Here is a 14,703-nt window from a genome sequence, read left to right on the forward strand (position 1 = left end):
CGGCGTTTTCTTTATGTTTGTTACTTCATCTCAACCAGGTGTTTCACGGTATCAGCGTACTGTTGTACGAAGATATCCATACTGGTGGTGTCCATACCACGCATATTTACCTGGTATTTACCGTTAACATACATCGCTGGCACGCCCTGCAACTGGAAGTCAGCGGCAGCTTTTTCCTGCTGTGCCACGAGAGATTTCACCACAAAACTGTTCCAGGCAGCGTCGTAGTCTTCACCTTTCACACCGGCATCAACAAACACTTTACGGATATCTGCCGTAGTTTGTACGGTCTGGGTTTTCTGTACGGCTTCAAACATAGGCGCGGTGATCTTATCTTCCACACCCAGCGCAATCGCAACCGCCCATGCCTGAGTCAGATCTTTACCCAATGGGCCAAGGAACTCAACGTGGTATTTCGTCATTTTGGTGCCTTCCGGCAGCTTTTTCTTCACGTTGTCAGAAACATGAAGTACCTGCTCAAACTCGTAGCAGTGCGGGCAGTAGAAGGAGAAGAACTCCAGCACCTGAGGCTCGCCAGCTACAGGCTTGTCCAGCGTAATGTACTGCTTGCCGTCGGTAAACTGCGCAGCAGTTGCGCTAAATGCCAGAATCATACCAGCCAGCGCCAGCCAAATTTTTTTCATGATTAACTCTCTCCTGGGTGTGTCCAATTAATACATCGGCGTTAATTGCAGAGGGGGTTCCTGTAGAACCTTAACCTGCTCGGTAAATGTGGATATCTGGTTGCGCCAGTAATCCTCCCCGGTAAGCCAGGGGAAATTTCGGGGAAAAGCCGGGTCTTCCCAACGCCTGATTAACCACGCGAGATAATAAACAAATCGCATCGCACGTAAAGGCTCTATCAGGGCAATTTCGTCTGAATTAAAGGGGCTAAATTCTTCATAAGCTTCAATTATGGTCTCAAGCTGCATGCGCTGCTCGGCTTTATCACCGTTAAGCAGCATCCACAGATCCTGCACCGCAGGTCCCATACGAGCGTCATCAAGATCGACAAATAGCGGGCCGTCGCGCCAGAGAATATTCCCGGCGTGGCAGTCACCGTGCAGGCGTAGAGCGGTAATATCATCCCGCCAGCAGGCTTTTACAGCATCAATAAGCTTATCGGTCGCCGTGAGGAAATTATCCTTAAGCGCCTTTGGGATCAGCGCCGATGTTTCGAATACCTCTCGCGGCTCAATAAGATATTCCTGAACACCAATCGTCGGTCGGGCAACAAACGATTTTTTACGTCCCGTCTGATGAATGCGCCCCAGATAACGGGCAACCCATTCCATCTGATCGATATTATCTGCCTCAAACTGTCTTCCGCCCAGGCTCGGAAATACCGCGTAGTAAAAACCCTGATGGGTCAGCAGCGTTTGGTTATTAAATTTGAGCGGTGCCGCAACGGGAACATCGTCATCCAGCAGATCGTGGGCAAACTGATGCTCTTCCTGAATTTGTTCTGCGGACCAGCGCTGTGGCCGGTAAAACTTTACGACAAAGCGCTGGCGCTCTTCGTCCTGAAATTGGTAGACACGGTTTTCGTAGCTGTTTAAAGGGGTTAACCCGGAATCCACCCGAATACCCTGCTCGAACAGCGCATCCATAATGGTATCCGGGTGTAGTGTCTGGAAAGTAAAAGCCTGGTCGTTCATCCGATCATCCGGAAATTATACGAATGATTCAGGATATCATCTTGTGGCGATTTCGGTGGCTCCGCTTACAAGCTTTTACTCTTTAATTACGCCTCGGGCGCGCAGTAATGCGGTTTTAAAATCCTCTTCATAATCTTTCTGAATACCAGGAATAACAGCATCTTTAGCCGAGTCACGCATTTTGAGGTGGTAGATCAGGATGTCGTCAGAAAGGTCTGCCAGTTCGCCATCAAAACCTGACTCTTTCGCCAGTTTCTGTAAAAATTGCATCAGATTCAGCTCTGGCTCTTTTTGCCAGGCCGGCTGGAGAAGCTCAATGACTTCATTAAGACGTTTACATTTCATGGTAGTGCTCCTTTCATTTAGAGAGACACGTTAGCAGGGTCAATCCCACAATAAAAGAGGCGATATTCGTGAATCAATGCCAGGAAATCATCGGGGTCGTTCTTGCCGGAGGCAGGGCAACGCGAATGGGCGGAAAAGATAAAGGTCTTCAGCTCCTGAACAACACCCCCTTATGGCAGCATGTTGCTGATACCCTGGCAAATCAGGTGTCGTCGATGGCGATCAGCGCTAACCGACATGTTGATATTTATCAGCGCAGTGGATATCCGGTTTATCAGGATAAGCTTGTGGACTACCCCGGCCCGCTGGCGGGAATGCTTTCCGTTATGCAGCAGTCGCACGGAGAGTGGTTTCTCTTTTGTTCATGTGATACGCCCTTCATCCCGTCCTGTCTGGTTGAACGTCTGGTGCAGCGGTGCGAGGGTGCTCCCGTCGTCTGGGTACACGACGGCGAACGCGACCATCCGACGATCGCATTGATTAATCGCTCGTTAATATCTGCGCTGGAAGATTACCTGGCCGCAGGAGAGCGACGCGTCATGGTATTTATGCGCCAGTCGGGAGGGCATTCCGTTGATTTCAGCGACATGAAATCGGCGTTTGTGAATGTAAACACGACGGAAGATTTGCAGATGATGCAGGAGAAGAAATGATACCCGTATTAGCGATCTCTGCCTGGAGCGGCACCGGGAAGACTACGCTGCTAAAAAAGCTGATACCTGCACTTTGCGCTAAAGGTATTCGTCCCGGATTGATTAAGCACACGCACCATAACATGGATGTCGATAAGCCGGGGAAAGATAGCTATGAGCTGCGTAAGGCTGGCGCTGCACAAACGATGGTGGCGAGTAACCAGCGCTGGGCGTTAATGACAGAAACTCCGGATGAAGCACCGCTGGATCTCGCTTATCTTGTCAGCCGGATGGATCATTCCACGCTGGATCTGGTGCTGGTTGAGGGGTTTAAGCACGAGGCTGTTGCGAAGATCCTGCTGTTCAGAAACGGTGCCGGGCATGATGTAAGTGAGTTAACGCTGGATGAACATGTGATTGCTGTGGCCAGTGACGCTGCGTTGACGCTGGAAGTACCGGTTCTGGATTTGAATAATGTGGAGGGGATTGCAGAGTTTATTTTGGCGTGGTGTGCAGTCTGAGTTGCCGGGTGATGGCTTCGCCTTACCCGGCCTGCCGTTTTTCAGCAAACAAACGCAAAAAGGCCATCCTTCCGGATGGCCTCTTCACTTGTTTGATGCCTGGCAGTTCCCTACTCTCACATGGGGAGACCCCACACTACCATCGGCGCTACGGCGTTTCACTTCTGAGTTCGGCATGGGGTCAGGTGGGACCACCGCGCTAAAGCCGCCAGGCAAATTCTGTTAATCTGTATCAGGCTGAAAATCGTGTCTGTCTCTTCGCCGAAACAGCTTCGGCGTTGTAAGGTTAAGCCTCACGGTTCATTAGTATCGGTTAGCTCAACGCATCGCTGCGCTTACACACCCGACCTATCAACGTCGTCGTCTTCAACGTTCCTTCAGGAGACTTAAAGTCTCAGGGAGAACTCATCTCGGGGCAAGTTTCGTGCTTAGATGCTTTCAGCACTTATCTCTTCCGCATTTAGCTACCGGGCAGTGCCATTGGCATGACAACCCGAACACCAGTGATGCGTCCACTCCGGTCCTCTCGTACTAGGAGCAGCCCCCCTCAATTCTCCAGCGCCCACGGCAGATAGGGACCGAACTGTCTCACGACGTTCTAAACCCAGCTCGCGTACCACTTTAAATGGCGAACAGCCATACCCTTGGGACCTACTTCAGCCCCAGGATGTGATGAGCCGACATCGAGGTGCCAAACACCGCCGTCGATATGAACTCTTGGGCGGTATCAGCCTGTTATCCCCGGAGTACCTTTTATCCGTTGAGCGATGGCCCTTCCATTCAGAACCACCGGATCACTATGACCTGCTTTCGCACCTGCTCGCGCCGTCACGCTCGCAGTCAAGCTGGCTTATGCCATTGCACTAACCTCCTGATGTCCGACCAGGATTAGCCAACCTTCGTGCTCCTCCGTTACTCTTTGGGAGGAGACCGCCCCAGTCAAACTACCCACCAGACACTGTCCGCAACCCGGATTACGGGTCTACGTTAGAACACCAGCCATTAAAGGGTGGTATTTCAAGGTTGGCTCCACGCAGACTGGCGTCCACGCTTCAAAGCCTCCCACCTATCCTACACATCAAGGACCAGTGTTCAGTGTCAAGCTATAGTAAAGGTTCACGGGGTCTTTCCGTCTTGCCGCGGGTACACTGCATCTTCACAGCGAGTTCAATTTCACTGAGTCTCGGGTGGAGACAGCCTGGCCATCATTACGCCATTCGTGCAGGTCGGAACTTACCCGACAAGGAATTTCGCTACCTTAGGACCGTTATAGTTACGGCCGCCGTTTACCGGGGCTTCGATCAAGAGCTTCGCGTTGCCGCTAACCCCATCAATTAACCTTCCGGCACCGGGCAGGCGTCACACCGTATACGTCCACTTTCGTGTTTGCACAGTGCTGTGTTTTTAATAAACAGTTGCAGCCAGCTGGTATCTTCGACTGATTTCAGCTCCGTCCGCAGGGACTTCACCTACATATCAGCGTGCCTTCTCCCGAAGTTACGGCACCATTTTGCCTAGTTCCTTCACCCGAGTTCTCTCAAGCGCCTTGGTATTCTCTACCTGACCACCTGTGTCGGTTTGGGGTACGATTTCGTGTTACCTGATGCTTAGAGGCTTTTCCTGGAAGCAGGGCATTTATCACTTCAGCACCGTAGTGCCTCGTCATCACACCTCAGCGTTAATAAGGTACCGGATTTACCTGGAACCTCCGCCTACATGCTTAAACCGGGACAACCGTCGCCCGGCTGACATAGCCTTCTCCGTCCCCCCTTCGCAGTAACACCAAGTACAGGAATATTAACCTGTTTCCCATCGACTACGCCTTTCGGCCTCGCCTTAGGGGTCGACTCACCCTGCCCCGATTAACGTTGGACAGGAACCCTTGGTCTTCCGGCGAGCGGGCTTTTCACCCGCTTTATCGTTACTTATGTCAGCATTCGCACTTCTGATACCTCCAGCATGCCTCACAGCACACCTTCAACGGCTTACAGAACGCTCCCCTACCCAACAACGCCTAAGCGTCGCTGCCGCAGCTTCGGTGCATGGTTTAGCCCCGTTACATCTTCCGCGCAGGCCGACTCGACCAGTGAGCTATTACGCTTTCTTTAAATGATGGCTGCTTCTAAGCCAACATCCTGGCTGTCTGTGCCTTCCCACATCGTTTCCCACTTAACCATGACTTTGGGACCTTAGCTGGCGGTCTGGGTTGTTTCCCTCTTCACGACGGACGTTAGCACCCGCCGTGTGTCTCCCGTGATAACATTCTTCGGTATTCGTAGTTTGCATCGGGTTGGTAAGCCGGGATGGCCCCCTAGCCGAAACAGTGCTCTACCCCCGAAGATGAGTTCACGAGGCGCTACCTAAATAGCTTTCGGGGAGAACCAGCTATCTCCCGGTTTGATTGGCCTTTCACCCCCAGCCACAGGTCATCCGCTAATTTTTCAACATTAGTCGGTTCGGTCCTCCAGTTAGTGTTACCCAACCTTCAACCTGCCCATGGCTAGATCACCGGGTTTCGGGTCTATACCCTGCAACTTAACGCCCAGTTAAGACTCGGTTTCCCTTCGGCTCCCCTATACGGTTAACCTTGCTACAGAATATAAGTCGCTGACCCATTATACAAAAGGTACGCAGTCACCCCATAAAGAGGCTCCCACTGCTTGTACGTACACGGTTTCAGGTTCTTTTTCACTCCCCTCGCCGGGGTTCTTTTCGCCTTTCCCTCACGGTACTGGTTCACTATCGGTCAGTCAGGAGTATTTAGCCTTGGAGGATGGTCCCCCCATATTCAGACAGGATACCACGTGTCCCGCCCTACTCTTCGAGTTCACAGCAAGTGTGCTTTCGTGTACGGGACTATCACCCTGTACCGTCGGACTTTCCAGACCGTTCCACTAACACACAAGCTGATTCAGACTCCGGGCTGCTCCCCGTTCGCTCGCCGCTACTGGGGGAATCTCGGTTGATTTCTTTTCCTCGGGGTACTTAGATGTTTCAGTTCCCCCGGTTCGCCTCGTTAACCTATGTATTCAGTTAACGATAGTGCAACGAATTGCACTGGGTTTCCCCATTCGGACATCGCCGGGTCAAAGGTTCATATCACCTCGCCGGCGCTTTTCGCAGATTAGCACGTCCTTCATCGCCTCTGACTGCCAGGGCATCCACCGTGTACGCTTAGTCGCTTAACCTCACAACCCGAAGATGTTTCACTTCCGATTGCGAAAATTTGAGAGACTCGAACACACATGAGCTGTGTGTCGTTTCAATTTTCAGCTTGATCCAGATTTTTAAAGAGCAAATATCTCAAACATGACTCGCAAGTCAGTTTTGAGATATGACGGCAGGTGACTTTCACTCACGAACCAGCAAGTGGCGTCCCCTAGGGGATTCGAACCCCTGTTACCGCCGTGAAAGGGCGGTGTCCTGGGCCTCTAGACGAAGGGGACGTACAGTCTCAATCGCAAGACGCCTTGCTATTTACTTTTCATCAGACAATCTGTGTGAGCACTGCAAAGGCAGGTTCTTTAAGGTAAGGAGGTGATCCAACCGCAGGTTCCCCTACGGTTACCTTGTTACGACTTCACCCCAGTCATGAATCACAAAGTGGTAAGCGCCCTCCCGAAGGTTAAGCTACCTACTTCTTTTGCAACCCACTCCCATGGTGTGACGGGCGGTGTGTACAAGGCCCGGGAACGTATTCACCGTGGCATTCTGATCCACGATTACTAGCGATTCCGACTTCATGGAGTCGAGTTGCAGACTCCAATCCGGACTACGACGCACTTTATGAGGTCCGCTTGCTCTCGCGAGGTCGCTTCTCTTTGTATGCGCCATTGTAGCACGTGTGTAGCCCTACTCGTAAGGGCCATGATGACTTGACGTCATCCCCACCTTCCTCCAGTTTATCACTGGCAGTCTCCTTTGAGTTCCCGGCCTAACCGCTGGCAACAAAGGATAAGGGTTGCGCTCGTTGCGGGACTTAACCCAACATTTCACAACACGAGCTGACGACAGCCATGCAGCACCTGTCTCAGAGTTCCCGAAGGCACCAAAGCATCTCTGCTAAGTTCTCTGGATGTCAAGAGTAGGTAAGGTTCTTCGCGTTGCATCGAATTAAACCACATGCTCCACCGCTTGTGCGGGCCCCCGTCAATTCATTTGAGTTTTAACCTTGCGGCCGTACTCCCCAGGCGGTCGACTTAACGCGTTAGCTCCGGAAGCCACGCCTCAAGGGCACAACCTCCAAGTCGACATCGTTTACGGCGTGGACTACCAGGGTATCTAATCCTGTTTGCTCCCCACGCTTTCGCACCTGAGCGTCAGTCTTTGTCCAGGGGGCCGCCTTCGCCACCGGTATTCCTCCAGATCTCTACGCATTTCACCGCTACACCTGGAATTCTACCCCCCTCTACAAGACTCTAGCCTGCCAGTTTCGAATGCAGTTCCCAGGTTGAGCCCGGGGATTTCACATCCGACTTGACAGACCGCCTGCGTGCGCTTTACGCCCAGTAATTCCGATTAACGCTTGCACCCTCCGTATTACCGCGGCTGCTGGCACGGAGTTAGCCGGTGCTTCTTCTGCGGGTAACGTCAATCGACAGGGTTATTAACCCTGTCGCCTTCCTCCCCGCTGAAAGTACTTTACAACCCGAAGGCCTTCTTCATACACGCGGCATGGCTGCATCAGGCTTGCGCCCATTGTGCAATATTCCCCACTGCTGCCTCCCGTAGGAGTCTGGACCGTGTCTCAGTTCCAGTGTGGCTGGTCATCCTCTCAGACCAGCTAGGGATCGTCGCCTAGGTGAGCCGTTACCCCACCTACTAGCTAATCCCATCTGGGCACATCCGATGGCAAGAGGCCCGAAGGTCCCCCTCTTTGGTCTTGCGACGTTATGCGGTATTAGCTACCGTTTCCAGTAGTTATCCCCCTCCATCAGGCAGTTTCCCAGACATTACTCACCCGTCCGCCACTCGTCAGCGAAGCAGCAAGCTGCTTCCTGTTACCGTTCGACTTGCATGTGTTAGGCCTGCCGCCAGCGTTCAATCTGAGCCATGATCAAACTCTTCAATTTAAGTTTGATGCTCGTGAATTAAACTTCGTAATGAATTACGTATGTTCACTCAGAGACTTGGTATTCATTTTTCGTCCGAGGACGTTAAGAATCCATGTCACTTTGAGTGCCCACACAGATTGTCTGATAAATTGTTAAAGAGCAGTGCCGCTACGTTTTCGCTGCGGCGCGGGGTGTGCATATTACGCTTTCCCGCTTCAGAGTCAAGCGTTTATTTTGCTTTTCTCTGCTGACCCGGCGGCTTGCGTGCCGTTGTTCCGTGTCAGTGGAGGCGCATTATAGGGAGTTCTTCTGAAGTGACAAGAGGTAATTTAAAAAAAGTTTCTGACCGTGTTTTTTTTCACCAAAAGCGATGAGATCAAGCTACAAATTGTTCTAATTGATGTATCTGCAACCACAATCACCCCTGAGATGGCATAATTAGCCGCATCAATATTTAAGGAATAAAAGCGATGCCATTAAGCGCACAACAGCTGGCAGCTCAAAAAAACCTGTCCTATGTGCTGGCAGAAAAGCTGGCTCAGCTGATCTTAGCGGGTAAATATGCCCCAGGTAGCATCCTGCCCAGCGAGATGGAGCTGGGGGATCAGTTTGGTGTAAGCCGTACCGCCGTTCGCGAAGCGGTAAAAACATTAACGGCGAAAGGGATGGTGCTTCCACGCCCGCGCATTGGCACCCGCGTTATGCCTCAGGGGAACTGGAACTTTCTCGATCAGGAGTTACTCACCTGGTGGATGACCGAAGATAACTTTAATCAGGTCGTCGATCACTTTCTGGTCATGCGCAGCAGTCTTGAGCCTCAGGCCTGTCTGCTTGCCGCCACGCTCGGCACAGCAGAGCAAAAAGCGCAGCTCAATACTTTTATGGAAGAGATGGTGGATCTGAAAAAGCACTTTAACCGCGAGCGCTGGATAGAGGTCGATATGGCCTGGCATGAACATATCTATAATATGAGCGGAAATCCTTTCCTGACCTCCTTTGCTTCTTTATTCCATTCTGTGTACCACACTTACTTTGCCTCTATCACACAGGATGAGGTGGTGAAGCTGGATCTGCATCAGGCGATAGTCGATGCCATTCAGGAAAGCGAGGGGCAGCGAGCCCTGAGTGCGTGCCAGGCGTTGCTGGCCGCGCCAACCCACCAGCAGGTAAATAAATGACAGAGAAAAAAGCACGCAGTATGGCCGGATTGCCGTGGATTGCAGCCATGGCGTTCTTTATGCAGGCACTGGATGCCACTATCCTCAATACCGCCCTTCCCGCAATAGCCCAAAGCCTTAACCGCTCCCCACTGGCGATGCAATCCGCCATCATCAGTTATACCCTGACGGTGGCGATGCTCATTCCGGTCAGCGGCTGGCTGGCCGATCGTTTCGGCACGCGCAAAGTGTTTATGCTGGCGGTGACGCTGTTCACCCTCGGTTCTCTGGCTTGCGCCCTTTCTACCTCTCTGACGGAACTGGTTATCTTCCGCGTTCTACAGGGGATAGGCGGCGCGATGATGATGCCCGTCGCGCGTCTGGCGTTATTGCGCGCCTATCCGCGCAGCGAACTGCTCCCGGTGCTCAACTTTGTGACTATGCCGGGGCTGGTCGGCCCGATACTTGGCCCGGTTCTCGGCGGCGTACTGGTGACCTGGGCAAGCTGGCACTGGATCTTCCTGATTAATATTCCGATTGGTGTGGCAGGGCTAATCTATGCCCGCAAATATATGCCGAACTTCACCACACCACGACGCAGCTTCGATATGGGCGGCTTCTTCCTGTTTGGCCTGAGCCTGGTCCTGTTCTCCAGCGGGATGGAGCTGTTTGGCGAGAAAATCGTAGCGACGTGGCTGGCGCTGGCCATTATTCTTAGCGGTATTCTGCTGTTCCTTCTATATATCCGTCATGCGCGTCGCCATCCGACACCGCTTATCTCTTTATCTCTGTTTAACACCCGAACGTTTTCCGTCGGGATCGCGGGCAATATTGCCTCGCGTCTGGGCACGGGCTGCGTACCGTTCCTGATGCCGCTGATGCTCCAGGTCGGTTTCGGCTATCCGGCCCTGATTGCTGGCTGCATGATGGCCCCCACAGCGATGGGCTCAATTCTGGCAAAATCGACGGTCACGCAGGTGCTGCGCTGGTTTGGCTATCGTAAGACGCTGGTTGGCGTGACGATATTTATTGGATTGATGATTGCGCAGTTCTCCCTGCAATCTGCGGCGTTACCCATCTGGATGCTGATCCTGCCGCTGTTTGTGCTGGGTATGGCCATGTCGACGCAGTTTACGTCGATGAACACCATCACCCTTGGGGACCTCACCGACGAGAATGCCAGCAGCGGCAACAGCGTACTGGCGGTCACTCAACAGCTGTCGATCAGCCTCGGGGTTGCCGTGAGCGCGGCGGTACTGCGGTTTTATGAAGGGTTTGACGGTACAAATACCGTTGAGCAGTTCCACTATACCTTTATCACCATGGGCGCGCTTACCGTGGTATCGGCGGTGGTCTTTATGTTGTTAAAACCAAAAGACGGCCGGAACCTGATTAAAGAGCGTCATAAAGATAAGGCTAAACCGAACCGCGTTCCATCAGAACAGGAGTAAGCTGCAAACGTTGCTGTTGCAGCGTGGGCTGAGCCATGCGGTGGATCAACACATCGATGGCCAGCTCACCCAGTTCATCCTTCGGCTGATGAATGGTGGTCAGCGGCGGCGTCATGTAGCGCGCCAGTTCGATATCATCATAACCGACGATCGCCATGTCGTCCGGAACACGTAATCCCGCCTGATACAACGCCTGATAAGCTCCGAATGCCATCGCATCGTTACCGATAAACACCGCCTGCGGGCGCGGCTCTTGCGCCAGCAGTTTCTGCATAGCTTCAAATCCACCATTAAATTCGAAATCGCCGGTGATGCGATAGCCATCAGGAATGGCAAGCCCCGCCCGTTCCATGGCCGAAAGATAGCCTTCCAGACGCAAGCGCGCCGGGGTTTTATCCAGCGGGCCGGTAATACAGGCAATGCGGGTATGACCTTTGTCGATCAAATGCTGAGTCGCCATATCGCCACCCAGCAGCGAGTTATCCTGGATCAGATCGCTGGTGCCGTCGAACGGCGCCCAGTCCATCATGACCGTAGGAATAGAAGGGTAGCGCTGGATAATCTCTTTCGAGGGTTGATGCGTTTCGGTACAGAGCAGCAGCAGCCCGTCGACGCGTTTTTGCATCAGCGTCTCCAGGTTTCGGTTCATGCGCTGCTCATCGCCTTCGGTATTGCACAGCACCAGGCTGTAGCCGCGCTCGAAGCAGCTGCGCTCCACGCCGCGCACCAGTTCAGAATAAAAAGGGTTGGTACTGGCGGTGATCAGCATGCCGATGGTGCGCGTCTGGTTAAGCTTCAGGCTGCGGGCCAGCGCAGACGGCGCATAGTTGAGTTCTTTAATTGCAGCGTCAACTTTCTCCCGAATCGCCTCGCTGACGAAGCGATCCTTATTGATAACGTGGGAGACAGTCGAGGTAGAAACGCCCGCCATACGGGCGACATCTTTCATTGTGGCCAAGCGTTACCCCTGCTGACTTAAGAATTCATCAATCTCTTTACGCCATGGAACAGAAGGCTGAGCGCCTTTACGCGTCACCGCAATCGCGGCGGCGGCATGCGCGAAGCGAATCGCGTCATCCATTGCTTTTCCTTCCAGCAGCGCCGTTACCAGCGCACCGTTGAAGGTGTCACCTGCGGCGATGGTATCAATGGCTTTGACCTTAAAGCCCGGTACGCGACGGCCTTCGCCATTGACGCTAGCCCACACCCCACGGCTGCCGAGGGTGATGATCACGGTGCCGATGCCTTTATCATGCAGCGCAAGCGCGGCACGCGCGGCATCGTCATCATTTTCGACACGGATACCCGTCAGCTTTTCCGCTTCGGTTTCGTTCGGGGTGATGATATCCACCAGCGCCAGCAGCTCGTCTGATAATACACGGGCAGGCGCCGGGTTAAGTACGACAGACGTATGATTTTCATGCGCAATTTTCGCAGCGGCCAGCACGCTTTCAACCGGTGACTCTAGCTGCATCAGCAGAGCTTCCGCTCCGGCGATGATCCCACGCTGCGCTTCGACGCGTTCAGTCGTTAACGCGGCATTAGCCCCCGCATGAATACCGATGACATTCTCACCTTCCGCATTGACAAAAATCAGCGCCACGCCGGTAGATTCCCCTGCAACCACGCTGACGGGTGCGATGTCGATTTTGTCGCTTGCCAGCTGTTTGCGTACGCGCTCGCCGGTATCGTCATCACCCGTACAGGCGATAAACGCGATATTTGCCCCGCTGCGTCCGGCGGCAACTGCCTGGTTTGCACCCTTACCGCCGAACGCGACCTGATACTGATTGCCGGTGACGGTTTCGCCCGGAGTGGGGAACGTTTCAAGGTTAAGAATGTGATCGGCATTGATACTGCCAAGGACGACGAGGTTGCCTGCGGTTTTCATGTATTAAGGTGTCCATCTGAGAGCGCCACCGGTATTACCCGGTGGCGTATGCCACACTTTTCTTTTATTTGGTGTCCCTCAGGCAGCCAGCGACTGCCTGAATCGCTTTTACTGCTTAATGACCAGTTTCAGGTCAACAGGATATTTGGCCTGAACTTTTTCGCCCTTCAGCACTTTATCGGCAGTTTGCACGCCAGTCGCGCCAATCTGCTCAGGCAGCTGAGCAATGGTCGCAGCCAGTTTGCCATCATTTACTGCTTTTTCACCATCCGGCGTGCCGTCAAATCCGACAACCATCACATCTGATTTACCCGCAGTCTGGAGCGCACGCAGCGCACCGAGCGCCATTTCGTCGTTCTGTGCAAATACCGCCTGCACATCAGGATGCGCGGTCAGCAGGTTCTGCATGACGTTCAGACCCTTTGTACGGTCGAAGTCTGCCGGCTGGCTCGCCAGCACGTTAAATTTGTGCGCCGCTACAGCCTGCTGGAAACCTTCACCACGTTCACGGGCCGCGGAAGTCCCGGCGATACCCTGCAACTCGATCACTTTCGCGCCTTCACCTGCTTTCTTCGCGATGTAGTCACCGGCGATTTTGCCGCCCAGTACGTTATCAGACGCAATATGGCTAACAACGTCGCCTTTGGTCGCCTGACGGTCCAGGGTGATTACCGGGATCTTCGCCTGGTTTGCCATCTTCACGGCGTTACCGACCGCGTCGGAATCGGTTGGGTTGATCAGCAGGATTTTGGTACCACGAACGGTTAAGTCCTGAACGTTAGCCAGCTCTTTCGCCGGGTTGTTCTGAGAATCCAGCACCACCAGGTTGTAACCCAGTTTGTCTGCTTCTTTCTGCGCGCCATCCTTCAGGGAGACGAAGAACGGGTTGTTCAGGGTAGAGACAACCAGCGCGATGGTGTCCTTCGCCATGGCGTTAGCACTTACGGTTGCGCTCAGCGCGACAGCAGAAACCAGGGTAGCCAGTTTTTTCATGTTCATATCTAAGATGTCCTGTAGTGTCGTCAGTTACTGTTTTTTGTTGTCTACCAGTACCGCCAGCAAAATCACCACTGCCTTAACGATCATCTGGTAATAGGAGGAAACACCTAACAAATTCAAACCATTATTCAGGAAACCGAGGATCAGTGCGCCGATCAATGTCCCAACAATGCGACCTTTACCGCCCGCAAGGCTCGTACCACCCAGAACCACTGCCGCGATGGCATCCAGCTCATAGCCCGTACCCGCCGTTGGCTGCGCGGAAGAGAGGCGCGCCACTTCGATGATGCCCGCCAGAGATGCCAGCAGACCGCACAGGGAGTAAACGATAATTTTAACTTTGTTGACGCTAATACCGGACAGACGCGTTGCCGATTCGTTACCGCCCAGCGCATAAATATAACGACCCAGACGGGTATGATGCAGCATGTACCATGCCGCCAGGAAGACGATAGCCATGATCCAGACTGGCGTCGGGATACCCAGAGGGCGTCCGATACCAAACCAACCAAATAGATCGGCGTTTTCGGTAAAGCCGGTATTCACCGGGCTACCGTTGGTGTACACCATGGTGACGCCGCGCAGCAGCAGCATCATCACCAGCGTGGCAATAAACGCCTGTACGCGGCCTTTTGCCACAATCACGCCGGTTACCGCGCCAATTGCCGCACCTGCCGCCAGCGCAGCAGCAACGGCCACCAGCGCGTTGACCTCAATACCGACAATCGACGCGGCAATCGCACCGGTGAGCGCCAGCAGGGAACCGACGGACAGATCGATACCCGAGGTCAAAATCACCAGCGTCATCCCCACCGCCATAATGGCGTTGACGGAGGTCTGCTGAAGAATGTTGAACAGGTTATTGACGGTAAAAAAGTTCGGGCTCATGGTCGAGACAATCGCGATCAGCACCAGCAGGGCAATCAGCGATTTTTGTTCCATCAGCCATGCCTTTGTGAAATAGCGGCGACCAGAAACAGCCTGGGTAGTCATCT

At 53.3% G+C, this 14,703-nt stretch carries 11 protein-coding genes, 1 tRNA gene and 3 rRNA genes; 4 read left to right on the plus strand and 11 right to left on the minus strand.

Features of this window, described 5'->3' with window-relative positions:
- Positions 1-20: 20 nt before the first annotated feature.
- From dsbA to L2Y28_RS22350, 3 genes are all read right to left on the minus strand, one after another.
- Positions 21-644: a thiol:disulfide interchange protein DsbA gene (gene dsbA / locus L2Y28_RS22340; protein ID WP_022649858.1), complete on the minus strand. Its 624-nt coding sequence runs from the start codon at positions 642-644 to the stop codon at positions 21-23.
- Positions 645-671: 27 nt separating this feature from the next.
- Positions 672-1,658 carry a serine/threonine protein kinase gene (locus tag L2Y28_RS22345; RefSeq protein ID WP_022649859.1) on the minus strand — a complete coding sequence of 329 codons (987 nt, stop codon included), beginning with the start codon at positions 1,656-1,658 and terminating at the stop codon, positions 672-674.
- 75 nt (positions 1,659-1,733) lie between these two features.
- Entirely contained in the window at positions 1,734-2,003 is a 270-nt protein-coding gene (locus L2Y28_RS22350) for a YihD family protein (RefSeq protein ID WP_003861904.1), read from the minus strand.
- Positions 2,004-2,071: 68 nt separating this feature from the next.
- On the opposite strand from L2Y28_RS22350, the gene mobA reads away from it, so the two are divergent.
- Complete coding sequence (gene mobA / locus L2Y28_RS22355) at positions 2,072-2,656, plus strand: molybdenum cofactor guanylyltransferase MobA (protein ID WP_022649860.1); 585 nt, start codon at positions 2,072-2,074, stop codon at positions 2,654-2,656.
- Positions 2,653-3,156 (plus strand): molybdopterin-guanine dinucleotide biosynthesis protein MobB, encoded by a 504-nt coding sequence (mobB, locus tag L2Y28_RS22360; protein ID WP_022649861.1) that lies wholly within the window; start codon positions 2,653-2,655, stop codon positions 3,154-3,156. The genes mobA and mobB overlap by 4 nt, the downstream gene beginning before the upstream one ends.
- Positions 3,157-3,253: 97 nt before the next feature.
- Here the strand turns inward: mobB and rrf are convergent.
- The 4 genes from rrf to L2Y28_RS22380 form a co-directional block, all read right to left on the minus strand.
- Positions 3,254-3,369: ribosomal RNA gene (rrf, locus tag L2Y28_RS22365) — 5S ribosomal RNA — on the minus strand.
- Between the two features lie 69 nt (positions 3,370-3,438).
- A 23S ribosomal RNA gene (locus L2Y28_RS22370) occupies positions 3,439-6,344 on the minus strand.
- Positions 6,345-6,526: 182 nt separating this feature from the next.
- Positions 6,527-6,602 (minus strand) — tRNA-Glu (locus L2Y28_RS22375).
- Positions 6,603-6,686: 84 nt separating this feature from the next.
- Positions 6,687-8,228 (minus strand): 16S ribosomal RNA (locus L2Y28_RS22380).
- The 16S, 23S and 5S rRNA genes sit together here with 1 tRNA gene alongside, the layout of an rRNA operon.
- A gap of 452 nt (positions 8,229-8,680) precedes the next feature.
- Between L2Y28_RS22380 and L2Y28_RS22385 the strand changes: the two genes are divergently transcribed.
- Both L2Y28_RS22385 and mdtD read left to right on the plus strand, forming a co-directional pair.
- Positions 8,681-9,388 carry a FadR/GntR family transcriptional regulator gene (locus L2Y28_RS22385; protein WP_022649862.1) on the plus strand — a complete coding sequence of 236 codons (708 nt, stop codon included), beginning with the start codon at positions 8,681-8,683 and terminating at the stop codon, positions 9,386-9,388.
- Entirely contained in the window at positions 9,385-10,818 is a 1,434-nt protein-coding gene (mdtD, locus tag L2Y28_RS22390; protein WP_022649863.1) for a multidrug transporter subunit MdtD, read from the plus strand. The genes L2Y28_RS22385 and mdtD overlap by 4 nt, the downstream gene beginning before the upstream one ends.
- On the opposite strand, the gene rbsR is transcribed toward mdtD, so the two are convergent.
- The 4 genes from rbsR to rbsC form a co-directional block, all read right to left on the minus strand.
- Positions 10,784-11,776 carry a ribose operon transcriptional repressor RbsR gene (gene rbsR / locus L2Y28_RS22395; protein ID WP_072202236.1) on the minus strand — a complete coding sequence of 331 codons (993 nt, stop codon included), beginning with the start codon at positions 11,774-11,776 and terminating at the stop codon, positions 10,784-10,786. The two genes, mdtD and rbsR, sit on opposite strands and share 35 nt — an antisense overlap.
- Before the next feature lie 3 nt (positions 11,777-11,779).
- Entirely contained in the window at positions 11,780-12,709 is a 930-nt protein-coding gene (gene rbsK, locus L2Y28_RS22400; protein WP_022649865.1) for a ribokinase, read from the minus strand.
- A 108-nt stretch (positions 12,710-12,817) separates the two neighbouring features.
- Entirely contained in the window at positions 12,818-13,708 is an 891-nt protein-coding gene (gene rbsB / locus L2Y28_RS22405) for a ribose ABC transporter substrate-binding protein RbsB (protein ID WP_003862397.1), read from the minus strand.
- A gap of 27 nt (positions 13,709-13,735) precedes the next feature.
- The gene (rbsC, locus tag L2Y28_RS22410; RefSeq protein WP_022649866.1) at positions 13,736-14,701 is read right to left on the minus strand and encodes a ribose ABC transporter permease; all 966 of its coding nucleotides are present in this window, start codon (positions 14,699-14,701) and stop codon (positions 13,736-13,738) included.
- Positions 14,702-14,703: the final 2 nt, after the last annotated feature.

This window comes from Enterobacter sp. JH25, assembly GCF_021725435.1.
GTDB classification, from domain to species: Bacteria; Pseudomonadota; Gammaproteobacteria; order Enterobacterales; family Enterobacteriaceae; genus Enterobacter; species Enterobacter intestinihominis.